22 protein-coding genes are annotated in these 23,163 nt (G+C 67.9%); 5 read left to right on the top strand and 17 right to left on the bottom strand.

Annotated elements, in window-relative coordinates:
- From ACYVKL_RS07250 to uvrC, 9 genes are all read right to left on the bottom strand, one after another.
- A complete protein-coding gene (locus ACYVKL_RS07250; RefSeq protein ID WP_379169375.1) occupies positions 1 to 594 on the bottom strand; it encodes a TetR/AcrR family transcriptional regulator in 594 nt (197 codons plus the stop codon).
- Positions 595 to 776: 182 nt separating this feature from the next.
- Positions 777 to 1,205 carry a nitroreductase/quinone reductase family protein gene (locus ACYVKL_RS07255; protein ID WP_213556242.1) on the bottom strand — a complete coding sequence of 143 codons (429 nt, stop codon included), beginning with the start codon at positions 1,203 to 1,205 and terminating at the stop codon, positions 777 to 779.
- 110 nt (positions 1,206 to 1,315) lie between these two features.
- The gene (tpiA, locus tag ACYVKL_RS07260) at positions 1,316 to 2,101 is read right to left on the bottom strand and encodes a triose-phosphate isomerase (RefSeq protein ID WP_379169377.1); all 786 of its coding nucleotides are present in this window, start codon (positions 2,099 to 2,101) and stop codon (positions 1,316 to 1,318) included.
- Positions 2,102 to 2,104: 3 nt separating this feature from the next.
- Complete coding sequence (locus ACYVKL_RS07265) at positions 2,105 to 3,331, bottom strand: phosphoglycerate kinase (RefSeq protein ID WP_379169379.1); 1,227 nt, start codon at positions 3,329 to 3,331, stop codon at positions 2,105 to 2,107.
- 6 nt (positions 3,332 to 3,337) lie between these two features.
- Entirely contained in the window at positions 3,338 to 4,357 is a 1,020-nt protein-coding gene (gene gap, locus ACYVKL_RS07270) for a type I glyceraldehyde-3-phosphate dehydrogenase (protein WP_213556243.1), read from the bottom strand.
- Positions 4,358 to 4,570: 213 nt separating this feature from the next.
- Entirely contained in the window at positions 4,571 to 5,554 is a 984-nt protein-coding gene (whiA, locus tag ACYVKL_RS07275; RefSeq protein WP_120736392.1) for a DNA-binding protein WhiA, read from the bottom strand.
- Positions 5,545 to 6,603: a gluconeogenesis factor YvcK family protein gene (locus ACYVKL_RS07280; protein WP_379169381.1), complete on the bottom strand. Its 1,059-nt coding sequence runs from the start codon at positions 6,601 to 6,603 to the stop codon at positions 5,545 to 5,547. Before ACYVKL_RS07280 ends, whiA begins: the two co-directional genes overlap by 10 nt.
- Positions 6,600 to 7,592 (bottom strand): RNase adapter RapZ, encoded by a 993-nt coding sequence (rapZ, locus tag ACYVKL_RS07285; RefSeq protein WP_379169383.1) that lies wholly within the window; start codon positions 7,590 to 7,592, stop codon positions 6,600 to 6,602. The genes ACYVKL_RS07280 and rapZ overlap by 4 nt, the downstream gene beginning before the upstream one ends.
- 202 nt (positions 7,593 to 7,794) lie before the next feature.
- Complete coding sequence (gene uvrC / locus ACYVKL_RS07290) at positions 7,795 to 9,792, bottom strand: excinuclease ABC subunit UvrC (RefSeq protein ID WP_379169385.1); 1,998 nt, start codon at positions 9,790 to 9,792, stop codon at positions 7,795 to 7,797.
- 119 nt (positions 9,793 to 9,911) lie between these two features.
- Here uvrC and ACYVKL_RS07295 point away from each other — a divergent pair, with 119 nt between their 5' ends.
- Positions 9,912 to 10,124, top strand: coding sequence for a hypothetical protein (locus ACYVKL_RS07295; protein ID WP_379169386.1), 213 nt, complete (start codon positions 9,912 to 9,914; stop codon positions 10,122 to 10,124).
- 121 nt (positions 10,125 to 10,245) lie between these two features.
- Positions 10,246 to 10,593, top strand: coding sequence for a hypothetical protein (locus ACYVKL_RS07300; RefSeq protein WP_379169388.1), 348 nt, complete (start codon positions 10,246 to 10,248; stop codon positions 10,591 to 10,593).
- A 28-nt stretch (positions 10,594 to 10,621) separates the two neighbouring features.
- Here the strand turns inward: ACYVKL_RS07300 and ACYVKL_RS07305 are convergent, their stop codons facing one another.
- Positions 10,622 to 11,857: a winged helix-turn-helix domain-containing protein gene (locus ACYVKL_RS07305; RefSeq protein WP_379169390.1), complete on the bottom strand. Its 1,236-nt coding sequence runs from the start codon at positions 11,855 to 11,857 to the stop codon at positions 10,622 to 10,624.
- A gap of 122 nt (positions 11,858 to 11,979) precedes the next feature.
- On the opposite strand from ACYVKL_RS07305, the gene ACYVKL_RS07310 reads away from it, so the two are divergent.
- A complete protein-coding gene (locus ACYVKL_RS07310) occupies positions 11,980 to 13,644 on the top strand; it encodes an FAD-binding dehydrogenase (protein WP_379169392.1) in 1,665 nt (554 codons plus the stop codon).
- Between the two features lie 60 nt (positions 13,645 to 13,704).
- Here the strand turns inward: ACYVKL_RS07310 and ACYVKL_RS07315 are convergent, their stop codons facing one another.
- Positions 13,705 to 14,202, bottom strand: a complete 498-nt coding sequence (locus ACYVKL_RS07315) for a hypothetical protein (protein WP_213556250.1) — start codon at positions 14,200 to 14,202, stop codon at positions 13,705 to 13,707.
- Positions 14,203 to 14,444: 242 nt separating this feature from the next.
- Positions 14,445 to 15,914 carry an amino acid permease gene (locus tag ACYVKL_RS07320; protein WP_379169394.1) on the bottom strand — a complete coding sequence of 490 codons (1,470 nt, stop codon included), beginning with the start codon at positions 15,912 to 15,914 and terminating at the stop codon, positions 14,445 to 14,447.
- Between the two features lie 229 nt (positions 15,915 to 16,143).
- Between ACYVKL_RS07320 and ACYVKL_RS07325 the strand changes: the two genes are divergently transcribed.
- Positions 16,144 to 18,099 (top strand): gamma-glutamyltransferase family protein, encoded by a 1,956-nt coding sequence (locus ACYVKL_RS07325; RefSeq protein ID WP_379169396.1) that lies wholly within the window; start codon positions 16,144 to 16,146, stop codon positions 18,097 to 18,099.
- 136 nt (positions 18,100 to 18,235) lie between these two features.
- On the opposite strand, the gene ACYVKL_RS07330 is transcribed toward ACYVKL_RS07325, so the two are convergent.
- The 4 genes from ACYVKL_RS07330 to ACYVKL_RS07345 form a co-directional block, all read right to left on the bottom strand.
- The gene (locus ACYVKL_RS07330) at positions 18,236 to 18,901 is read right to left on the bottom strand and encodes a PH domain-containing protein (protein ID WP_379169398.1); all 666 of its coding nucleotides are present in this window, start codon (positions 18,899 to 18,901) and stop codon (positions 18,236 to 18,238) included.
- Between the two features lie 2 nt (positions 18,902 to 18,903).
- Entirely contained in the window at positions 18,904 to 19,377 is a 474-nt protein-coding gene (ribH, locus tag ACYVKL_RS07335) for a 6,7-dimethyl-8-ribityllumazine synthase (protein WP_213556253.1), read from the bottom strand.
- A 28-nt stretch (positions 19,378 to 19,405) separates the two neighbouring features.
- A complete protein-coding gene (locus ACYVKL_RS07340; RefSeq protein ID WP_379169401.1) occupies positions 19,406 to 20,650 on the bottom strand; it encodes a bifunctional 3,4-dihydroxy-2-butanone-4-phosphate synthase/GTP cyclohydrolase II in 1,245 nt (414 codons plus the stop codon).
- A gap of 89 nt (positions 20,651 to 20,739) precedes the next feature.
- The gene (locus tag ACYVKL_RS07345; RefSeq protein WP_357199034.1) at positions 20,740 to 21,366 is read right to left on the bottom strand and encodes a riboflavin synthase; all 627 of its coding nucleotides are present in this window, start codon (positions 21,364 to 21,366) and stop codon (positions 20,740 to 20,742) included.
- 525 nt (positions 21,367 to 21,891) lie between these two features.
- Between ACYVKL_RS07345 and ACYVKL_RS07350 the strand changes: the two genes are divergently transcribed.
- Complete coding sequence (locus ACYVKL_RS07350; RefSeq protein ID WP_379169403.1) at positions 21,892 to 22,338, top strand: hypothetical protein; 447 nt, start codon at positions 21,892 to 21,894, stop codon at positions 22,336 to 22,338.
- A 40-nt stretch (positions 22,339 to 22,378) separates the two neighbouring features.
- Here ACYVKL_RS07350 and rpe read toward each other — a convergent pair whose 3' ends face one another.
- A complete protein-coding gene (rpe, locus tag ACYVKL_RS07355; protein ID WP_379169405.1) occupies positions 22,379 to 23,044 on the bottom strand; it encodes a ribulose-phosphate 3-epimerase in 666 nt (221 codons plus the stop codon).
- Between the last annotated feature and the right edge of the window lie 119 nt (positions 23,045 to 23,163).

Consider the following 23,163-nt stretch of genomic DNA (forward strand, 5'->3'; position numbering starts at 1 on the left):
TCAGCCCTGAGCGCGCCAGCGTTCCCCGGTCACAGCGTCGAGCGCGCCCTCGACGCACACCGCCAGCGACATCTCCGGCTGCGTCGTATTGCGCAGCCATTGCAGATATCCGAATTCGGCCGCCGCCAGCAGCAGATGCACCAGCAGCCCGGGCGTGCTGTCCTGCCCCTCGTCACGCCCCATACGCTGCGCGACCAGCTCGACCAGCCGCGTCCGATGTTCGGGAGTAATCAGAGCCACCCGCTCGAGCAGATGCGGCGCGGTCTGGAACGCGGCCCGCCACTGCTCCAGCTCCTGCGGGGCCAGTGTCGTCGAGCGCGTCAGAATCGCCTGCGCCAGAGCGATATCGGCGGGCTCGCCCTCCGTGCGCTCCTCGAGCAACGCCACGATCTTGGACCCGCCTTCACGCACCGGATCCAGCAGCAGATCCTCCTTGCTACGCACATGCCGGAAGTACGTGCTCGCCGAAACCCCCGCAGCCGCCGCGATCTGCTCGGTCGTCACCTCCCCGAACCCCTGCGCCGCGAACAGCTCATACGCCGCCCGCTGAATCTCCCCCCGGATCTGCCGCCGCTGCCGCTCCCGTAGTGACATCCGTAGCCCTCCTTCGCTTGACGACAGCATCTCCCTATGTGACAGTCACTGTCAAGAGTGGATTCACAGTCAGGTCCGGGAGACGAGGCACGAATCGAACCGTCATCAGGGGCAGCACAAGCGAAAGGGCGCGACCGACATCAAGTCGGCCACGCCCGTAGGGTGAGTTTCTTGCGAATGGATTACGCGCGGCGCAAGGCGAGTACGGGAATGGTGCGGATGCCTGCGGTCTTTTCCGCGTACTCCGCGAAGCCCGGGTAGCGGCGCGCCTGCTCGGCGTAGATGCGGTCACGGTCCGCGCCGGTGACCTCGGTGACGACGACCGGGAAGGTCTCGGTGCCGATCTCGGCCTCGGCATTTCCGGCGGCGGTCAGGTTGAAGTACCAGTCCGGGTTGGTGGGCGCTCCCGCCTTGGACGCGAAGACGTAGACGACGGCCGGATCCTGCTCGTCGGCCATGTACATGGTGGGTGTGACCAGGTCACGGCCGGTCTTGCGGCCGCGATGGTGCACCAGGATCATCGGCGCGCCCTCGAACGGTCCGCCCACCCGGCCCTCGTTGGCCCGAAACTCGTTGATGATGTTCGTGTTCCAGTCACTCATGGCGGTCATTCTTCTGCATGAGGACCGCGGCCGATGGGAATGGCGCGGCGTCACATGTCCCGGAAACGGCGAAGGCCGGGCATCCCGTGGGATGCCCGGCCTCCGGCAACGGAAACCGCTTACGGCAGCGGGCCGCCGGCGGCGATGGCCGAGAGGGTGGCGAACTCGTCACCCTTCAGCGACGCGCCGCCCACCAGGGCGCCGTCGATGTCGGTCTGGCCGACCAGTTCGCCGACGTTCTTGGCGTTCACCGAGCCGCCGTAGAGGACCCGGACACCTGCCGCCACTTCGGGATTCGCCAGTTCGGCGAGCTCCTTGCGGATGGCGCCGCAGACTTCCTGCGCGTCGGCGGGGGTGGCGACCTTGCCGGTGCCGATGGCCCAGACCGGCTCGTAGGCGATGACGACCTTGGAGATCTCCTCCGCCGTCAGGCCCTTGAGCGAGCCGCGCAGCTGCTCGAGGTTGTACTCCACGTGGGTCTTGGACTCGCGGACGCCCAGGCCCTCACCGATGCAGACGATCGGGGTGATGCCGTACTTCAGCGCCTGCTTGGCCTTGGCCAGCACGGTGGCGTCGTCCTCGAGGTGGTACTGACGCCGCTCCGAGTGGCCGACCACGACGAACGAGCAGCCCAGCTTCGCGAGCATGGAACCACTGATCTCGCCGGTGTAGGCGCCCTCGTCGTGGGTGGACACGTCCTGGGCACCGTAGGTGATCAGGAGACGGTCACCCTCGACCAGCGTCTGCACACTGCGCAGGTCCACGAACGGCGGAACCACCGTGACGTCGACCTTGTCGAAGTACTTCTCCGGCAACGCGAAGGCGATCTTCTGCACCAGAGCGATGGCCTCGAGGTGATTGAGGTTCATCTTCCAGTTGCCGGCAATCAAAGGCTTACGTGCCATGGTTCAGTCCTCCGCTGTGTTTACTTCAAGCACGGCGAGGCCGGGGAGTTCCTTGCCCTCCAGGTATTCCAGCGACGCACCGCCGCCGGTGGAGATGTGTGAGAAACCCTCGTCGGGCAGACCCAGGGTGCGCACGGCCGCGGCCGAGTCGCCGCCACCGACGACGGTGAACGCGCCCTTCGAAGTGGCCGTGGCGATCGCCTCGGCGACACCGCGGGTGCCCGCGGCGAACTTCTCGAACTCGAACACGCCCATCGGGCCGTTCCAGAACACCGTCTTGGCCTCGGTCAGCAGCGCCGCGAAGCGGGCGGCCGAGTCGGGACCGATGTCCAGACCCATCCAGCCGTCCGGAATCTCGTTGGCCGCCACCGTCTTCGACTCCGCGTCGGCCGCGAACTTGTCGGCCACCACGATGTCCACCGGCAGGTGGATGACGTCGGCGTACTTGTCCAGCAGGCCCTTGCAGGTCTCGATCATCTCGTCCTGCAGCAGCGAGGTGCCCACCGAAAGTCCCTGCGCCGCAAGGAAGGTGAAACACATGCCGCCACCGATGACCAGCGTGTCGACCTTCGGCGCGAGCGCCTCGATGACCGCCAGCTTGTCGGAGACCTTCGAGCCGCCGAGCACGACCGCGTACGGACGCGCGGGCTCCTCGGTCAGCTTCTTCAGCACCTCGGTCTCGGCCGCGACCAGGTTGCCCGCGTAGTGCGGCAGCAACTTGGCCACGTCGTAGACCGACGCCTGCTTGCGGTGCACGACACCGAAACCGTCGGACACGAAAGCGCCGTCGTCGCCGACGAGTTCGACCAGGGCCTTGGCCAGCTTGGTCCGCTCGGCCTCGTCCTTGCTGGTCTCGCGCGGATCGAAACGCACGTTCTCGAGCAACATCACGTCGCCGTCGGTGAGGCCCTCCGAGCGCGAGAGCGCGTCGTAGCCCACCACGTCACCGGCGAGCTGGACATTGCGGCCCAGTTCCTCGGCGAGACGCGCGGCGACCGGGGCGAGCGAGAACTTCGGATCCGGCTCGCCCTTGGGGCGGCCCAGGTGGGCGGTCACCACGACCTTGGCGCCGGCCTCGGCCAGCGCCTTGATGGTCGGCGCGGACGCGATGATGCGGCCCGGGTCGGTGATGACGCCGTTGTCGAGCGGCACATTGAGGTCCGAGCGCACCAGCACGCCGCGGCCCTCGACGCCGTCGTTCAGCAGATCCTGGAGAGTCTTGATCGTCATCGCGGCTTAGAGGGACTTGCCGACGAGGCCGATGAGGTCAACGAGGCGGTTGGAGTAACCCCACTCGTTGTCGTACCAGGAGGCGATCTTGACCTGGTTGTCGATGACCTGGGTCAGCGGCGCGTCGAAAATCGAGGAGTGCGGGTCGGTCACGATGTCGGAGGAGACGATCGGGTCGACGTTGTACTTGAGGATGCCCTTCATCGGGCCCTCGGCGGCGGCCTTCATGGCGGCGTTGACCTCGTCGACGGACGCGGCCTTGGCCAGGTCCACGGTCAGGTCGGTGAGCGACCCGGTCGGGACCGGCACGCGCAGCGCGTAACCGTTCAGCTTGCCGAGCAGCTCGGGCAGCACCAGGCCGATGGCCTTGGCGGCGCCGGTGCCGGTGGGCACGATGTTGAGGGCGGCGGCGCGGGCGCGACGCAGATCCGAGTGCGGGCCGTCCTGCAGGTTCTGGTCCTGGGTGTAGGCGTGCACGGTGGTCATCAGACCACGCTCGATGCCGAAGGAATCGTTGAGCACCTTGGCAATCGGGCCCAGGCAGTTGGTGGTGCAGGACGCGTTCGAGATGATGTTCTGCGAACCGTCGTACTTGTCGTCGTTGACGCCCATCACGATGGTGATGTCCTCGCCCTTGGCGGGCGCGGAGATGATGACCTTCTTGGCGCCGGCGGCCAGGTGGCCCTTCGCCTTGGTGGCGTCGGTGAAGATGCCGGTGGACTCGACGACCACGTCGACACCGAGGTCACCCCACGGCAGGGCGGCGGGGCCCTCCTTGATGGCCAGCGCGGTGATGCGCTGGTCGCCGACGACGATGGTCTCGTCGCCGTCGAGGGAAACGTCCTGCGGCAGGCGACCGAGGATCGAGTCGTACTTCAGCAGCGTCGCCAGCGACTTGTTGTCGGTCAGATCGTTGACCGCAACGATCTCGATGTCGGTGGTGCCGAGGGCCTTCTGCGCCTCGACGGCTCGGAAGAAGTTTCGCCCGATGCGGCCGAAGCCGTTGATCCCTACCCGGACAGTCACGTTTTCGCTCCTCAGCTTTGCGGATCGTTTCCGTTGCGGTGCTAACCCTAGCCCTGTAACAGAAACATCACGGACACACCCCCGCCACGGTGAACATACGAAAACGATCATTTTCGCCACAGACGACCGGAAGCGCCGCAACCACGGGGTTGCGACGCTTCCGGACGGAATCACCGTGCGGTTCCGCTCAGTGTAAGCGGCACCGCTGCCGTTTCAGGCCTCTTCGAGCAGCTCTGCGGTGACAGCACTTTCGGTGTCGGGCACGCCGAGTTCCTTGGCGCGCCGGTCCGCCATCGAGAGCAGTCGCCGGATCCGGCCCGCGACAGCGTCTTTCGTCATGGGCGGATCGGCCAGCTGGCCCAGCTCCTCCAGGGAGGCCTGGCGGTGCAGCACGCGCAGCTTGCCCGCGGCGGCCAGGTGGTCGGGAACATCGTCGCTCAGTATTTCGAGCGCCCGCTCCACCCGGGCCGCGGCGGCCACCGCCGCGCGGGCCGAACGACGCAGGTTCGCGTCGTCGAAGTTGGCCAGCCGGTTCGCGGTAGCCCGGACCTCGCGGCGCATGCGCCGCTCCTCCCAGGTGAGCCGGGTGTCCTGCGCACCCATGCGGGTGAGCAGGGCGCCGATGGCCTCACCGTCGCGCACCACCACGCGATCGGTGCCGCGGACCTCGCGGGCCTTGGCCGAGATGCCCATGCGCCGGGCCGCGCCGACGAGCGCGAGCGCCGCCTCCGGCCCGGGGCAGCTCACCTCGAGCGCTGAGGACCGGCCCGGCTCGGTGAGCGAGCCGTGCGCGAGAAACGCCCCGCGCCAAGCCGCTTCGGCGTCGCCGATGCTGCCGCCCACGACCTGCGCGGGCAGGCCCCGGACCGGCCGGCCGCGCACGTCGAGCAAACCGGTCTGGCGCGCCAGCGCCTCGCCTTCCTTGGAAACTCGCACTACATACCGGGAGGTTTTCCGGAGCCCTCCGGCGCCGAGAACATGCACATCCGAGCCATATCCGTACAGCTCGAAGATCTCTCGACGCAGCCGACGCGCAATGGAACCCATGTCCACTTCGGCTTCGACGATCACGCGACCGCCGACGATGTGCAATCCACCGGCGAACCGCAGTAGCGCGGACAGTTCCGCCTTGCGCGAACTCACCTGTGATACAGAGAGTCGGCTCAGCTCGTCCTTCACTTCCGCTGTCATCGCCACGAGACGCGCTCCTTTCCACCCAACCCGGACCGCACACGTTGGCCCATATGCCGTCCTTCGACTCGAAGCCCTGCTGATTCCGGCCGAGGTTGCCGGATCACCTGATCCAGTGCGGCGGCAAGCTTTCCGGGGTGGTGCCGGTCCGTCCCCGCCTCGGCGACATCAGCGAAGGTTACTCGCGCACGCAGCTGTTCGGCAGCTCTTGCCAGATGTTCGCGTTCCCTACCCTCGGGTACGGAACCGGAGTCCACCAGAACATGGTCGACTGTGAAATCCGGTGCGTGCTGGGACAATACATGCAGGTGCCGTTCCGCGGAGAATCCGGCCGTTTCGCCCGGTTCCGCAGCGAGGTTGAGCACCAGCACTTTCCGGGCCCGCGTGTGCAGCAGCGCTTCGTGCAAATCGGGCACCAGCACATGCGGGATGACACTGGTGAACCAGCTGCCCGGGCCCAGCACCACCACGTCGGCGTGCTCGATGGCCGAGGTCGCCTCGGGGCAGGCCGGTGGATCCGAGGGGATCAGCCGCACCCGCCTGACCTTGCCCGGCGTGGTCGCCACCGCCACCTGACCGCGAATGCAGCGGCTCACCCGCGGATCGCCTTCCAGCCCCGACACATCCGCTTCGATGGTCAGCGCGATCGGCGACATGGGTAGCACCCGGCCGGTGACCCGCAGAATCTTTCCGGCCTCCTCGAGGGCGGCGACGGGGTCGCCCAGCTCCTCGGTCAGCCCGGCCAGGATCAGGTTGCCGACCGAATGCCCGGCCAGCGCTCCGGTGCCGCCGAAGCGGTGCTGCAGCGAGCGCGCCCAGATGCCGTCGGCCTCTTCGGCCAAGGCCACCAACGCCATTCGCAGATCGCCCGGGGGCAGCATGCCCAGTTCGGCACGCAGCCGGCCCGAGGAGCCGCCGTCGTCGGCGACGGTGACCACCGCGGTGATCTTGCGGGTGAGCCGCCGGATGGCGGTCAGCGTCGAATACAGCCCGTGCCCACCGCCGAGCGCCACGATGGCGGGATTGACGGTACGGCCGGAATCGTTCTCGCTCATTCCCGCCCCAGATCCCGGTGGACGACTCGCACCACGTCTCCCGAATCGTCGTCGGCCGCGGGGCTCGCGAGCGCGTCGCCCAGCGCCTCCGCTATCGCCACACTGCGGTGTTTACCGCCGGTGCAGCCCACTGCCACGGTCATGTATCGCTTCCCCTCTTGGCGGTAGCCCTCGGTCGTCAGGTCGACGAGATGGCGCGCGGTGCCCAGGTAATCCTGTGCACCCGGGCGCGACAACACATACTCGCTGACCGGGGCGTCCTGTCCGGTTTTGTCGCGGAGTTCGGGAATCCAATGCGGATTCGGCAGGAAACGCAAATCGAACACCATGTCGGCGTCGAGCGGGACTCCGTACTTGAACCCGAACGATTGCACGGTCAACTGCAATACGGTGGCTGCGTCGCCCCCGTAGACCTCCTCGAGCTTGCGGTGCAACTGGTGAATGGAGAGCGCGGTGGTGTCGATGACGACGTCGGCGGCGGTTTTCACCGGGTCCAGCCGGCGGCGTTCGGCGGCGATGCCGGCGGTCAGCGTGCCGTCGGCGCTCTCGCTCTGCAGCGGGTGGCGGCGGCGGGCGAAGCCGAAGCGGCGGATCAGCACGTCATCGGAGGCTTCGAGGAACAGGATGCGGGTGCGCACGCCCGCGCCGCGTAGCTGTTCCACCACCGCCACGAGATTGCCGGTGAAGAAGCGGTTGCGCACGTCCATGACCAGCGCGAGTTTGCGGATGGGCGGTTCGGCGGCGCGACCGAGATCGACCATGCGGCCGATCAATTCGGGCGGGAGGTTGTCGGCGACGTAGTAACCGAGGTCCTCGAGCACCTTGCCCGCGGTGCCGCGGCCGGCCCCGGACAGGCCGGTCACGACGACCACCTCGACCGGTGCGGATTCGGAGCCGGGACGACCCTTTCGGGGGTTCACCTGGGTCTCACCTGATTCGGTTGCCGTGCTGTTTTCGGCAGTAGCTGTGCTGGCTTCGACGCGCGTCATGTCCTACCGGTTCGTGTCTGAGGTTCCTCGATCATCCTGCACCGATGCCCGCAAACCCTGCAGGCGAGCGACGGGAGCGCAACACAGCTGTGATTTCCGCTCGCCACCAGCACACACGGCGTGTCGCAAATTTCCCGTTCGGCGTGTCGCACTCTACCCGGCAGGCCCCCTCCGACGCGCCGCGAAACGCACGCCGGCGACCCTACGGCTGCTGCAACGCCTGCAGCACCGCCTTGGCCGTCGCCACCCCGATCCCCGGGACCTCGGTGATCTGCTCCACCGTAGCCTGCTTGAGCTTGGCCACCGATCCGAAATGAGTGACCAGCGCCGTCTTGCGCGCGGCCCCCAATCCGGGCACCGCGTCCAGCGCCGACGCGGTCATCCGCCGCGACCGCTTGGAGCGGTGGAAGGTGATCGCGAACCGGTGCGCCTCGTCGCGCACCCGCTGCAGCAGATACAGCGCCTCACTGGTGCGCGGCATGATCACCGCGTCCGGCTCGTTGGGCACCCACACCTCTTCCAGGCGCTTGGCCAGGCCGATCACCGCGACGTCGGTGATGCCCAGCTCGTCGAGCACCTCGGCGGCCGCGTTCACCTGCGGCGCACCGCCGTCGACCACGTACAGGTTGGGCGGATAGGAGAACCGGCGCGGCTTGCCGGTCTTGGGATCGATGCCCGGCAGACCGGGTTCGGTTGTCTCCGAATCGGATTCGAGCTCGGCGGCCTCGGCGGCGTCGAGCTCGCGGCGGAGCTTGCCGAACCGGCGCCGGGTGACCTCGGCGATGCTGCCGACATCGTCGGAGCGGCCCTCGCCCGCGGCCTCCTTGATGGTGTAGTGCCGGTACTCGGGCTTGCGGGCCAGGCCGTCCTCGAAGACGACCAGCGAGGCCACCACGTCGGTGCCCTGCACGTGGGAGATGTCCACGCATTCGATCCGCAGCGGCGCGCTGTCCAGATCGAGCGCGTCCTGCAGTTCCTGCAACGCCGCCGACCGCGCGGTCAGATCACCGGCCCGCTTCAGCTTGTGCTGCGCGAGCGCCTCCTGCGCATTGCGCTGCACGGTCTCGGCCAGGGCCTTCTTGTCCCCGCGCTGCGGCACCCGCAACTGCACCGCCGACCCGCGCAGTTCCGAGAGCCACTGCTGCACTTGCTCGTGATCCTCGGGCAGCGCCGGGACCAGCACCTCACGCGGGACCACCGCGCCGGGCTGGTCGTCACCGCTCTGCGCGGCCACCGAGGTCTGCTCGCCGTAGAACTGGGTGAGGAACTGCTCGACCAGCGCCGGCAGCTCGCCTCCGGCCCCCACCGCGTCGATGGCCTCGCCGGACTTGTCGACCACCCAGCCGCGCTGGCCGCGCACCCGCCCGTCGCGGACATGGAAGATCTGGACCGCGGCCTCGAGCTCGTCCACCGCGAAGTCGATGACATCGGCGTCGGTGCCGGTGCCCAGCACCACGGCCTGCTTCTCCAGGGCTCGTTTGAGCGCCTGCACGTCGTCGCGCAGCCGGGCCGCGTTCTCGAAGTCGAGCTCGTCGGCGGCCTCGTGCATGCGGCGTTCCAGCTGCTTGACCAGGCGGTCGGTCTTGCCGGAGAGGAAGTCGCAGAAGTCGTCCACGATGTCGCGGTGCTCGGCCGCACTCACCCGCCCGATGCACGGCGCGGAGCACTTGTCGATGTAGCCGAGCAGACACGGCCGCCCGATCTGACTGTGCCGCTTGAAGACTCCGGCCGAGCAGGTGCGCACCGGGAACACCCGCAGCAGCAGGTCCAGGGTCTCGCGAATGGCCCAGGCGTGGGCGTAGGGACCGAAGTACCGCACGCCCTTCTTGCGCGCGCCGCGGTAGACGAAGACCCGCGGGTACTCCTCGTTCAAGCTGACCGCCAGCACCGGATACGACTTGTCGTCGCGGTAGCGGACATTGAAGCGCGGATCGAATTCCTTGATCCAGTTGTATTCCAGCTGCAGCGCTTCCACCTCGGTGGACACCACGGTCCACTCGACCCCGGCCGCGGTCGTCACCATCTGCCGGGTGCGCGGGTGCAGCCCGGCCACGTCGGCGAAGTACGAGTTCAGCCGCTGGCGCAGGCTTTTCGCCTTGCCGACATAGATGACCTGCCCGAAGGTGTCCCGGAATTTGTAGACACCCGGTTCGACGGGAATGGTGCCCGGGGCGGGCCGGTAGGTCGCGGGATCTGCCACGCGTCCAGGTTAGTCATGGGCTCCGACAGGGCCGCGGGCCATCCACGGGAAATCCCGGCCCATCCGCGGCGCGCGCGGCTCCGAAGTATCGACAAGATCATTCACCAGGAGGGAACGCCTTGATCGGACTGCGCACGCGCCGCCGCTCGCTCGCCATCGTGGGGGCCGTCTGTCTGGCCGCCGCCGCGCTGGTCGCGGTCACCATGCCCGCCACGGCCGAGTCCGATGACGTCGCCATCCTCGTGTCCGGGCAGTTCACCCAGCCCCTGGCGCCCTCGCTGTTCTGCGGTGCGGCCGTGCTGAATTCTTCGGGCGAGCGCCTCGCCGCCTGAGCGGACGGCGCGCCACGCCGGAACAGCGATCTCCGCGAGTCTCGACGGTGCGGCGGGTCTCGCGAGTCAGTATGGATGCACTGTTTCGCTTGCCCTGTCCGTATACGAGGGAGCTTGTTCGATGACGAACCATCACCATCTCCACCCGCGCCTCCGGTCACTCGCGATCGGTTCCGCACTCGGCATCGGCGCGGCCGGCCTGATCGCGGTGGCGGCCCCGGCCGCCCACGCCGACTCGCCCTGTCGAATCGACCGGACGCTCGACACCGCCACCTTCACCTGCCCCGCGGACACCTGGTACGCCGCGGTGGTGCAGTGCCTGGGCACCCGAGTGGTGGGCAGCGGATATCAGGCCCCCACCTACATCGTGGGTGATTCACCGCGACCGTTGATCCCCATGACCATCGAGTGCAAGGGCGAGGGCAAGAACGGCATCGTGCTCAACGCCTGGACCGACGGGCCGTTCTGACCCCGGGCTCTACCGCGCGCTCCCGGAACTAGGCGATCTCGCGCCGCAAAACCGGTGCGAGATCGCCCTTTTCGCCCACCTCGACGGTCTCCAGCTCCAGCCAGTCCGCCATTTCCCGCAGCGCCCCGGCCAGCGCGCGAGCCACGAGCACCGCGTCGCGCCCGGGCTCGGCGAACGCGCCCGGCACCAGCAGCCGCCCGCTCGCGCGATCGGCGCGCAGGTCCACCCGCGCGACCAGTTCGCCGTCGAGCAGGAACGGGAAGACGTAATAGCCGTGCACGCGTTTGTGTTCGGGCGTGTAGATCTCGATGCGGTAGTGGAAATCGAACAGCCGCTCGGTGCGGTCGCGGAAGAAGATCAGCGGATCGAAGGGGCACAGCAGTGCCGCACCCGTGACCCGGCGTGGCGTGCGCGCCTCGGTGTGCAGGTAGGCGGGCTTGTCCCAGCCCGCGACACCGACCTGCTCCAACTCCCCCGCGTCGAGGAGATCGGCGATGGCGGGCTCGGTTTGACGGCGGCTGAGCCGGTAGTAGTCCCGCAGATCGGTCTCGGTGCCGACCCCGTGCGCCCGCGCCGCCCGCCGCACCAGCTCGCGGACCGCGTCGGCCTCCTCCGGTTCGCGGGTCACCACGTCCGCGGGCAGCACCGCGGCCGCCAGGTCGTAATGCCGCTGGAAGCCGACCCGCCGCGGCACCGTCAACTCCCCCGCCGCGAACAGCGCCTCGCACACCACCTTGGTGTCGCTGTAGTTCCAGCCCCAATTGTCCTTGGCCCGGGGCCGATCCAGCTCCAGGTGCCGTTCGATCTCCCCCGCCGTGCTCGGCCCGTACTCCTTGACCACGCCCAGCACATCGTCGGCCAGCGCCGGATTGCGTTCCAGCACTTGCCGCATCCCGTTCCAGCGGCCGTGCCGGTACTGCACCATGCGCCAGCGCATGAGCGGCCAGTCCGCCACCGGGAGCAGGGCCGCCTCGTGGGCCCAGTACTCGATCAGCTGTCGCGGCCGGCGGGCGCTGTGGCCCCAGGCGGCCTCGTCGAGCAGAGCCCGGTCGTAGGGTCCGATCCGGCTGAACACCGGCGCGTAGTGCGCCCGCACCACCGCCGACACCGAGTCCAGCTGCAGCAGGCGGGTGCTGTCGAGGACCTTCAGGACCGTGCGCCGGGTGGGCGGTGCACTGGGCCGTGCGGCCCCGAACCCCTGGGCCGCGAGTGCGATGCGGCGCGCCGCCGCGAGTGACAGGGATCCGGTGGGCGATGTCGGCACACTCGAACCATGCCATGTCCCACCGACAACCCCTTTCGATACATCCATGTATCGAACGCCTGTACAGCAGCGACCTCGTTCGATACATTCGTGTATCGAACTTCGACACCAAGGAAATGGGCATGATCGAGAACCCCGATGTCATCGTGGTCGGCGCCGGTCTGGCCGGTCTCGTCGCCACGCACGAGCTGGTCAAGGCGGGTCGCCGCGTGCTCGTGCTGGATCAGGAGAACCGCGCCAACCTGGGCGGGCAGGCGTTCTGGTCGCTGGGCGGACTGTTCTTCGTGGACAGCCCCGAACAGCGCCGGCTCGGCGTCAAGGACAGCCTCGAACTGGCCATGCAGGACTGGCTCGGGTCGGCCGGCTTCGACCGTGAGGACGAGGACCACTGGGCGCGGCAGTGGGCGCGCGCGTACGTACAGTTCGCCGCCACCGAGAAGCGCCAGTACCTGCACGATCTCGGGCTGCGGGTGACCCCGCTGGTCGGCTGGGCCGAGCGCGGCGGCGAATCCGCCGACGGGCACGGCAATTCGGTGCCGCGCTTCCACCTCACCTGGGGCACCGGGCCCGAAGTGGTGCGCGTGTTCCTGGAGCCGGTGCTCGCCGCCGAACAGCGCGGACAGGTCGGTTTCGCGTTCCGGCACCGGGTGGACGAGCTCATCGTCGAGAACGACGCCGTGGTCGGCGTGCGCGGCAGCGTGCTCGAAGCGTCGTCCGAGGAGCGCGGCGTCGCGTCGTCACGGAATATCGAGGGCGAGTTCGAGTTCCGCGCCGAAGCGGTGATCGTCTCCTCCGGCGGCATCGGCCACAATCACGACCTGGTACGCCGCAACTGGCCCACCGACCGCCTCGGGCCCTGCCCCGAGCACATGATCTCCGGCGTGCCCGCCTACGTGGACGGCCGCATGCTCGGCATCACCGAGGCCGCGGGCGGGCGGATCGTGAACCGGGACCGCATGTGGCACTACACCGAGGGCATCCACAACTGGGATCCGGTGTGGCCCGATCACGCCATCCGCATCATTCCCGGGCCGTCGTCGCTGTGGTTCGACGCCAATGGAAAGCGCATGACCGCACCGGCTTTCCCCGGCTTCGACACCAACGCCACCATGAAGCAGATCCTGGCGACCGGCTACGACTACTCGTGGTTCATCCTGACGCAGTCGATCATCGAGAAGGAATTCGCGCTCTCGGGCTCGGAACAGAATCCCGATATCACCGGCAAGGATCTGAAACTCACCCTCAAGAGCCGGGTGGCCAAGGGCGCTCCCGGTCCGGTCGAGGCGTTCAAGCAGCACGGCGTGGACTTCGTGGTCGCCGACACCCTGCCGGAGCTGATCGCGGGCATGAACAAGATCTCGCGCGGTCCGCAGCTGGATCCGGCCGACATCGAACGCCAGATCGTGGCCCGCGACCGGGACGTCGAGCACAAGTTCAGCAAGGACGCCCAGCTGATGGCCGTCAACAACGCGCGGCGCTACCTGGGCGACAAGCTGGGCCGGGTGGCGACGCCGCACAAGATCCTCGATCCCGCGCACGGCCCGCTGATCGGGGTGCGGCTCAATATCCTGACCCGCAAGACGCTGGGCGGTCTGCAGACCAACCTCGACTCCCAGGTCATCCGCCCCGACGGCACCCCGTTCCCGGGGTTGTACGCCGCGGGTGAGGTCGCCGGGTTCGGCGGTGGCGGCGTGCACGGCTACAACGCGCTGGAAGGCACGTTCCTGGGCGGGTGCATCTTCTCGGGACGCGCCGCCGGGCGCGCACTGGGGCGCACGCTGAAGTAACCCCGGCGTCTCGACGAGATCGGTTGCCGCCCAGGGCATTGCCGTGGGCGGCGGCCGGTGTCAGTCGAGAGCGAACCAGGTGTAGCAGTCGCGGCGCAGCAGCAGCGCCAGCACGATGCCGGACGCCATGATGCCGGCCAGCACGGTGAACGGTCCCACGCCCGTGGGCATTTCGGCCGACACCAGGGTGAAGACTCCCAGGAAAGTCTGGAGGCTGGCCAATCCCAGCGCGGTCACCCAGATCCAGCGCGAGCGCAGGCCGAAGAGCATGGCGACACCGCCGGTGACCCAAGCGGCGAAGAAGTGACCGACGCTGCCGATCGCGCTGTCGAGGCCGACGGTGGCCGACAACAGTCCGTGCAGCATCGCCAATCCCGTGGCGCCGAGCGCCGCGAACTGGGTTTCGCGCACCTTGGCGGGTACTTCCGCCTCGGCGCTCGCCCGGCGCAGCCCCCGCACGCCGTCGATCACCCGCTCGAAAATTGTGGCTGGAACGCCGTTTTCCGTGCCCACCGGTGTCATTTCCACCTCGTCGGCAACAGCCGAGTACGAACTCACAGCACTCCTCGTCGAGTAACCCCTGGTGGCGTGCCCCCTGCGAACCCGCCGAACCAGACGCTAACCAAATGTTCAGAGTCCGGACAATCTCGTCGCCGAAGTTATGACCATGACCACAGCGGATAGGTGGCCCATGCACACAGTGATCTCGAACACATAACGGCCGCACGCAATTTCGCGTGCGGCCGTTGAAAAGACCAGGTCCGGAGGTAGTTTACGAGTGTACCTCCGGACGCGGAAAACTACTTGTCGTCCATCGGGATCGGCGGAATGACGGGGAATTCACCGGTGTAACCCTCGCGCAGCTTGGCGATGGCCAGCACCCGCGGGCTGGCGATCCGCCACCCGATCGCGAGCGCGGGCACGATGATCACCAGGCTGGCCACCGTCCACGTACCGACCGGCCGGTCGAAAGCCATCAGGACCAGCACCAGTCCCAGGAACGCCAGCGTCGCGATACCGGTGTACGGAGCGCCGAACATCCGGAACGCCGGCCGCTCGGCCTGCCCCTGCTTCCACAGGTAGAACAGCTTCAACTGGCACAGCACGATGGTCGCCCAGGACGCCAGAATGCCCAGCGAGGCAACGTTCAGCACGATTTCGAACGCCTCGGACGGCACGATGTAATTCAGCCAGATACCGAACAACGCGATCGCACTGGTGAGCAGAATGCCGCCGTAGGGCACACCGGCCTTCGACATCCGCGAGGTGAATTTCGGCGCGCTGCCGTTCATCGACATCGAGCGCAGAATACGGCCGGTCGAATACAGGCCCGCGTTCAAACTCGACAGCGCCGCGGTGAGCACCACGAAATTCATGATCGAGCCCATGTGCGCGACACCGAGTTTGGCGAAGAACGTGACGAACGGGCTCTCCCCCGCCTTGTAGGCGGTGTAGGGCAGCAGCAGCGCCAGCAGAATCACCGAGCCGCAATAGAACAACGCGATACGCATGATCACCGAATTGATCGCGCGCGGCATGATCTTCGCCGGGTTCTCGGTCTCGCCGGCCGCGATGCCGACCATCTCCACGGCCGCGTAGGCGAACACCACACCGGAGGTGACGGTGACCAGCGGCAGCACGCCGGTCGGGAACCAGCCGCCGGAGCCGGACACCATGCTCAGGCCGGTGACCTGGCCGTCCACTTCGAATCGCCCGGCCAGGAAGACCGTGCCGACCACCAGGAAGGTGAGCAGCGCGACCACCTTGATCATGGCGGCCCAGAATTCCATCTCGCCGAACCACTTCACCGAGGCCAGGTTGATGCCCAGCACGATGACCAGCGCACCCAGCGCCAGAATCCATTGCGCGATCGGCTCGAAGGGTCCCCAGTAGTGCAGATAGGTGGCGACCGCGGTGGTATCCACGATGCCGGTCATGGACCAGTTCAGGAAGTACATCCACCCGGCGACGAAAGCGGCCTTCTCACCATAGAATTCGCGCGCGTACGAGACGAACGAGCCCGAGGACGGGCGGTGCAGCACCAGTTCGCCGAGCGCGCGCAGGATGAAGAACACGAAGACGCCACAGATCAGATAGACCACGAACAGCGACGGCCCGGCATTGGCGAGGCGTCCGCCCGCGCCCAGGAACAGGCCGGTGCCGATGGCGCCACCGATGGCGATCATCTGCAATTGCCGGGGTTTCAGGGCTTTGTGATAGCCGCTGTCCTCGGCATTGAGGCTGGTGGCTGTTGTCCGGATCTCGGTCATACGCCGGGTTAACCCTCCGCAATCGTGAAGTGAGGCCGTCCGAGGGTACCCTGTCGTTTGCTGAGATTCTCGTCGGCACTCCGGATGGGAGTCCCGACGCCAGAACATGCTGGTCGATCGTCCGATCATCGATATTCATCGGCGATTGCCATGAAAGTGCTGATGATTCATAGGCGATCGCGACCCGCAAAGCGCTGCCCGCGTCGTCCCGCGGCGCTAGAGTCCGGTCATGAGGCGCTTGCGACGAACCGGGAGCGGCGCTGCCGCCCTGCTGCTGTCGATCGGAATGCTCACCGCCTGTTCGTCTTCGACGGACCAGAGCGCGTCGTGCACGGTGTCCCGCAACGGAACTCCGGTCACCGCCGGGGCGCCCACCGGGCCCGATGCCACGAATCTGGCCCTGCACCCCGAGGTCGCCACCGGCTACCGGACCGGCATGACGCCGGTGCGCACGGGCGGATTCGCGGTGTCCACCGCCAATCCCGTCGCCACCGAGGCCGCGTGCCGGGTGCTGCGTGACGGCGGCACCGCCGCGGACGCGCTCATCGTGGCGCAGACAGTGCTGAACCTGGTCGAGCCCCAGGCCACCGGCATCGGCGGCGGCGCGTTCCTGATGTACTACGACGCCGCCACGAAAACCGTCGACGCCTACGACGGCCGCGAGACCGCGCCGCGGGCCGCCACCGAGGACTACCTGCGCTACATCAGCACCACCGATCACACTGTGCCGCAACCCAATGCGCGTGCCAGCGGGCGCTCCATCGGCGTGCCCGGGGTGCTGCGAATGCTGGAGGTCGCGCACGACGAGCACGGGAAGCAGCCGTGGCGTGACCTGTTCACCCCGGCGGTGAATCTCGCCGATCAGGGATTCAAGATCTCCCCGCGGATGGCCACCCAGATCGCGGCCTCCAAGGCCGATCTGGCCCGCGACGACGGCGCTCGCGCGTATTTCCTGGAATCCGACGGCAGTCCGAAGACCACGGGCACCACGCTGGTCAATCCCGCCTTCGCCAAGACGCTCTCGGCCATCGCCGCCGACGGCGCGAACGCCTTCTACACCGGGGCGATCGCCGCCGACATCGTCGACACCACCGCCACCACCTCCGGCGGCCGCACGCCCGGGCAGCTGGCGCTCGCGGATCTGCAGTCCTACCAGGCCAAGAAGCGCACGGCGGTGTGCTCGCCGTACCGCAACCACGAGATCTGCGGCATGCCCAATCCGTCCTCGGGCGGGATCACCGTCGAGGCGGCGCTGGGCATTCTCGCCAATTTCGATCTGGCGGCGATGAAACCGAGCGACGTCTCCGGCGACGGCGCCACCGCGCGCGACGGCGGCAAGCCCACCGCGGCGGCGGTGCACCTGATCGCAGAGGCCGAACGCCTGGCCTACGCCGACCGCGACAAATACATCGCGGACTCCGATTTCGTTCCGCTGCCGGGCAATTCACCACAGACCCTGCTGGACCCGAACTATCTGAAGCAGCGCGCGGCGCTCATCGACCCCGGCAAGAGCCTGGGCACGGCCAAGCCCGGCGACTTCGGGCCGGTGCCGCTCGGCAACGCGGCACAGCAGCCCGAGCACGGCACCAGCCACATCTCGATCGTCGACAAGTACGGCAATGCCGCGTCCATGACCACCACGGTCGAATCCGCTTTCGGCTCATTCCATTTCGTGGACGGGTTCATTCTCAACAACCAGCTCACCGACTTCTCCGCCGAACCCGCCGACAAGGACGGCGTACCGGTCGCCAACCGGCTCGACCCCGGCAAGCGCCCGCGCAGTTCCATGGCCCCGACCCTGGTATTCGACCGTAATCCCGACGGGACCCGCGGTGCGCTCAGCCACGTCACCGGGTCGCCGGGCGGAGCGGTCATCATCCAGTTCGTGGTGAAAACGCTGGTGGCCATGCTGGATTGGGGACTGAATCCGCAGCAGGCGGTGTCGATGATCGACTTCGGGGCGGCCAACACACCCGTCACGAATGTGGGCGGTGAGCATCCGGCGGTGAACGCCACCGACAACGGCGACCACGATCCGCTGGTGCAGCAACTGCGGCAGGACGGCAATCAGGTGTCGGTGGCGGCGCAGTCCAGTGGCCTGTCGGCGCTGGTGCGTGACGGCGACGGCTGGATCGGCGGAGCGGATCCTCGCCGCGAGGGCGCGGTACTGGGCGGGCCGCGCTAGCCGAACCCGCATGCGCGCGAGCCCGGCCTCGGCCGGGGCCACGGCGCGGCCGCGGGTGGAGCGACAACCGCCCTACTCCGTCCGGGCGAGCACCCAACCTGGTTGGTTCGGGCGACGGCCCTCGGATCGGGGGAAGTCAGTCCTGCTGCTGGGAGGTGTATTTCGCGCCGAGTTCGCGGAAGCGGTCCATGGCCTCGGCGGCGCGCATCTTGTCGTTGGAGCGGATGGCCATCATGGGCACGTACTCGTCGTGCACCAGTTCCAGTCGGGCCCAGGACTTCTTGTCCGGGAAGGAGATCCCGCGGATGTCCTGCCACCCGAACTCGGCGTCGCCCACGATATTGCGGACCATGACCCCGCGCTTGCCGACCCGCACCCGGGGCCGGGTCAGGGTCAGCACGCCGGCGGCCAGGACCAGGCCGAACGCCATCAGGCCGAGCTGATCGGAGACGCGGAAGTTGACGCCGGTGGAGCCGTGGCGCAGCACGAACCCGCCGAAGATGAAGATCGCCGCCAGCACCGCCGCCACGATCCGCACGGTGAAGATGGCGTGCTGGGGGCGCACCTCGAGGTCCCATTCGCCGTCCCCGGATTCGGTGGGCGCCGACCGGCGCCCCTCGTCGGTGTGCGGGTTCGCCACGTCGGGCTCGGGCGTCGTCTCGGCCATCGGTTCCTCGGACTCCGGCTTCTGCTGCTCGCTACCGGCCCGCTCGGGTTGCCCGGCAGGCGTTTCCGTCGTCCCGGTCCGGCGCGCCGGCTCCTCCTCGGAGCCGCCGCGCTTCCAGATCCGGACGACGGGCATGGCTACGCGTTGAGTTCGCGCAGGGTGAGGGCGGCGTCGAGGGCGGCCGCGGCCGCCTGCTCGCCCTTGTTCTCCGCCGAGCCCGGCAGGCCCGCGCGGTCGAGGGCCTGCTCCTCGGTGTTCACCGTGAGCACGCCATTGGCGACCGGGGTGCCCTCGTCGAGCGAGACCCGGGTCAGGCCCGCGGTCACCGAATCACACACGTACTCGAAATGCGGTGTGCCGCCGCGGATCACGACGCCGAGCGCGACCACCGCGTCATGGCTGCGAGCCAGCGCCTGCGCCACCACCGGCAGCTCCATGGCGCCGGCGACCCGGACCACGGTGATGTCGGCGACGCCCGCGTCCCGGGCGGTCTTCTCCGCGTTCGCGACCAGCGCGTCGCAGATGGTGGTGTGCCAGCGCGAAGCCACGATCCCCAGCTTGAGATCCTTGGCATCGGCCAGCTCGAAAGCAGGTACGCCGGTACCGCTCATCGTTGTTCCGCCCTCTCGGTTGTCTGCGTCAGTTCGCGGTCTCGCCCAGGTCCAGGTCTTCCAGGCCGACCAGGTCGTGGCCCATCCGATCCCGCTTGGTGCGTAGGTACCGCAGATTGTGCTTGTTGGCGCGCACCGGCATGGCGACGCGCTCGCTGATGCTCAGGCCGTAGCCCTCGATCCCGGCGCGCTTGTCCGGGTTGTTGGTGAGCAGCCGCATCGAGGTGATGCCCAGATCGACCAGGATCTGCGCGCCGATGCCGTAGTCGCGGGCATCCGCGGGCAAGCCCAGGTCCAGGTTGGCGTCGACGGTGTCGGCGCCGCCGTCCTGCAGCTGGTAGGCCTGCAGCTTGTGCAACAGGCCGATGCCGCGGCCCTCGTGGCCGCGCATGTAGAGCAGCACGCCGCGGCCCTGCTCGGCGATCAGCTGCATGGCGGCGTCGAGCTGCGGGCCGCAGTCGCAGCGCAGCGAGCCGAAGGCGTCGCCGGTGAGGCATTCGGAGTGCACGCGCACCAGCACGTCGCGGCCGTCGCCGATCTCGCCCATCACCAGGGCGACATGCTCGGCGTCGTCGTATTCGCTCTCGTAGCCGATGGCCAGGAAGTCGCCGAACTCGGTGGGCAGCTTGGCCTCGGCGACCTGCTTGACGTGCTTCTCGTTGCGGCGACGCCAGGAGATCATGTCGGCGATGGAGATGAGCGCCAGATCGTGTTCGTCGGCGAAGACGCGCAGCTCGTCGGTGCGCGCCATATCACCTTCGTTCTTCTGGCTCACGATCTCGCAGATGACTCCGGCGGGGCTGAGTCCGGCCATCCGGGCCAGATCCACGGCGGCCTCGGTGTGGCCGGGACGGCGCAGCACACCACCGTCCTTGGCGCGCAACGGAACCACATGCCCCGGACGAGTCAGATCATCGGATTTGGCGGTGGGGTCGGCCAGCACGCGCATGGTGGTGGCGCGGTCGGCTGCCGAGATCCCGGTGCTGATGCCTTCCCGGGCATCGACGGCGACGGTGTAGGCGGTGCCGTGCCGGTCCTGATTGACCGCGTACATGGGCGGCAGGCCCAGGCGATCGCAGTCCGCCCCGGTGAGCGGCACACAGATGTAACCGGAGGTGTAGCGGATCATGAAGGCCACCAGTTCGGGGGTCGCCTTCTCCGCCGCGAAGATGAGGTCGCCCTCGTTCTCCCGGCCCTCGTCGTCGACGACGACAACCGCCTTACCGGCGGCGATGTCGGCGACTGCGCGCTCTACGGTGTCGAACCTGGTCACGTCTGTTGTGCTCCATCTCGAATTAGGTGCCTCATTACAGTAAGCCAGCGGCGATGCCCGATTTGCGCCGCCTCCGGCCTCACGGCCGTTCAGCCGCGCTGCACGAGCCGTTCGACGTACTTGGCGATGATGTCGACTTCGAGATTCACGACGGTGCCGACCGGCGCGGTGCCCAGGGTGGTGAGCTCGCGGGTGGTGGGGATCAGGGAGACCTCGAACCAGTCCTTGCTGCCGTCGGCGAAGGCGTCCTCGGCGAGGCCGATGCTCGACACGGTCAGCGAGATGCCGTCGACGGTGATCGAGCCCTTCTCGACGACGTAGCGGGCGATGCTGTCGGGCAGCGAGATTCGCACCACCTCCCAGTTCTCGTGGGGGGTGCGGGAGACGATGGTGCCGGTGCCGTCGACGTGGCCCTGCACGATGTGGCCGCCCAGGCGGCTGTTCACGGCCGCGGCGCGCTCCAGGTTCACGCGCGAGCCGGTGGCCAGGCCGCCGATGCTGGAGCGGTCCAGGGTCTCGGCCATGACGTCGACGGTGAAGGTGTCGCCCACCACCTCGCGGTCCACCACGGTGAGGCAGACGCCGTTGACGGCGATCGAATCACCGTGTCCCGCATCGGAGGTCACCAGGGGGCCGCGAATGGTCAGCCGCGCCGAATCGTCCAGCTGCTCGGTGGCGACGATCTCGCCCAGCTCTTCGACGATGCCTGTGAACATGCGTACCTCTCCCTGATCGCCAACTGCGTGCTCCGCTCGAGCCAACAGCGCGCACCGCATCCGGTATTCCCGCGCCGAGGCCGTCCCCCTCAGCCTAACGACGCGCAGTCGTAGGCGACATGCGGCCTCGTTCACTGGAGCGTTGGATACCGGTGGCTGGACGAAATCGGGCATAAGCCAACTTGCGATCGGCAAATTGTCCGAATTCCTCGGAATCGCCTATCGTATAACCAGAATTAACCGGTCTAATGCATAGCCTGATCAGGCCCAACGCCGGGAAGTACCCAATCAGCGACTCGCTTACACCTGAATCTTGCGTAACGACGAAAACGGTCGCAAGATTGTTATGCGGCTGACTCCAGCAGTTCAACTTCCACGAGCAGTTCAGCGCAGAACGGTCAATGCGTCCACGGCCGATCCAGGCCGGCGACGATCCTCCCGAGCAAGCGAACCGAAGGAAGGTTGGACCCGCGCGGGTCGGATCCAGGTGGTAGACAACATAATCGGCACAGTCAGGGGTGCGGCGTGACAACGCTTCTCGATTCGACACTCGAAGTTCGCTGCGTGCAGTACCGGCGCGAATTTCACCTGCCGGCATCGATCGATCCGACCTCACGGCACATCCTGCTCGAGATAGGCAGCCGATACGGCGCTGTCACCATGCCCGCCGACCTCGGCGAACGCGTGCGCCAGCGGCTCACCCAAGCCGATCTGGCCGGGCCCGTCGTACACCATCCGCGGGCCAGGCGCTGGACCTTCATCACCGGTCCCGCCCGGCCCGACACCCTCAGCACCTCCGTGACCGCGGCCCTGTTCCGCCTCTACGCCACCGTCGCGTGCCCGGGAGCGCAGGTCGTGCTGCCCTCCGCCCACGACGAGCGCACCGGCTACCGCACCTGGATCCAGTCGCCCGGGACCACCGACACCGTGCCGCCACTGGATTCGGTGCTCGACGCACTGCTCGGGAACTGAACCGCGCGAACGGCCCCGGCAGCCGGGGCCGGCACCGCGACTACTGGGCCGACGCGGCCTCGACCGCGATCACCTTCTGGCGCAACGCTTCCACGGTCGCCGCCGGATCCGGGGTGCCGTACACCGCCGAACCCGCCACGAAACAGTCGATGCCGGCCTCCGCGGCCTGCTCGATGGTGTCCATATTGATGCCGCCGTCGATCTCCACCACCAGGCGCAGCTCACCGGCGTCCACCAGACGCCGCACCTGACGGGCCTTGTCCAGCACGTGTGCGATGAAAGACTGTCCGCCGAAACCGGGTTCGACGCTCATCACCAGCAGCGTGTCGAAATCACGCAGGATCTCGAGGTACGGCTCGATCGGGGTGTTCGGCTTCACCGAGAGCCCCGCCTTGGCGCCCGCCGCGCGGATGTCGCGCGCCACCGCGATCGGATTGTCGGTGGCCTCGGCGTGGAAGGTGACGTTGTAGGCGCCCGCCTCCGCGTACCACGGGGCCCAGCGCTCCGGGTTCTCGATCATCAGATGGCAGTCCATCGGAATGTCGGTGACCTTCAACAGGCTCTCCACGATCGGCGGGCCCATCGTCAGGTTCGGCACGAAGTGGTTGTCCATCACATCCACGTGCACCCAGTCCGCGCCCTCGATCGCACGCAGCTCGGCCGCGAGGTTCGCGAAATCGGCGGACAGGATGGAGGGGGCGATCATCGGGGCAGGCCGCTGGAAAGGGGAGGAAGAGGTGCACACACGCGGCAGTCTATCGGCACCGACGGATGCGTCCCGCGTCACGGGAATGGCTGATTGCCGCGCACCGGAATGGGTAGCCT

This window comes from Nocardia tengchongensis (assembly GCF_054781395.1).

Excerpts from the sequence above, each read along its gene's own strand:
- rapZ (WP_379169383.1), bottom strand. The coding sequence starts at position 7,592 with ATGACGCGCGTCGAAGCCAGCACAGCTACTGCCGAAAACAGCACGGCA.
- ACYVKL_RS07250 (WP_379169375.1), bottom strand. The coding sequence starts at position 594 with ATGTCACTACGGGAGCGGCAGCGGCGGCAGATCCGGGGGGAGATTCAG.
- ribH (WP_213556253.1), bottom strand. The coding sequence starts at position 19,377 with ATGAGCGGTACCGGCGTACCTGCTTTCGAGCTGGCCGATGCCAAGGAT.
- ACYVKL_RS07310 (WP_379169392.1), top strand. The coding sequence starts at position 11,980 with ATGATCGAGAACCCCGATGTCATCGTGGTCGGCGCCGGTCTGGCCGGT.
- ACYVKL_RS07300 (WP_379169388.1), top strand. The coding sequence starts at position 10,246 with ATGACGAACCATCACCATCTCCACCCGCGCCTCCGGTCACTCGCGATC.
- rpe (WP_379169405.1), bottom strand. The coding sequence starts at position 23,044 with ATGATCGCCCCCTCCATCCTGTCCGCCGATTTCGCGAACCTCGCGGCC.
- ACYVKL_RS07325 (WP_379169396.1), top strand. The coding sequence starts at position 16,144 with ATGAGGCGCTTGCGACGAACCGGGAGCGGCGCTGCCGCCCTGCTGCTG.
- ACYVKL_RS07330 (WP_379169398.1), bottom strand. The coding sequence starts at position 18,901 with ATGCCCGTCGTCCGGATCTGGAAGCGCGGCGGCTCCGAGGAGGAGCCG.
- ACYVKL_RS07255 (WP_213556242.1), bottom strand. The coding sequence starts at position 1,205 with ATGACCGCCATGAGTGACTGGAACACGAACATCATCAACGAGTTTCGG.
- ACYVKL_RS07280 (WP_379169381.1), bottom strand. The coding sequence starts at position 6,603 with ATGAGCGAGAACGATTCCGGCCGTACCGTCAATCCCGCCATCGTGGCG.
- tpiA (WP_379169377.1), bottom strand. The coding sequence starts at position 2,101 with ATGGCACGTAAGCCTTTGATTGCCGGCAACTGGAAGATGAACCTCAAT.
- ACYVKL_RS07265 (WP_379169379.1), bottom strand. The coding sequence starts at position 3,331 with ATGACGATCAAGACTCTCCAGGATCTGCTGAACGACGGCGTCGAGGGC.
- ACYVKL_RS07320 (WP_379169394.1), bottom strand. The coding sequence starts at position 15,914 with ATGACCGAGATCCGGACAACAGCCACCAGCCTCAATGCCGAGGACAGC.
- ACYVKL_RS07345 (WP_357199034.1), bottom strand. The coding sequence starts at position 21,366 with ATGTTCACAGGCATCGTCGAAGAGCTGGGCGAGATCGTCGCCACCGAG.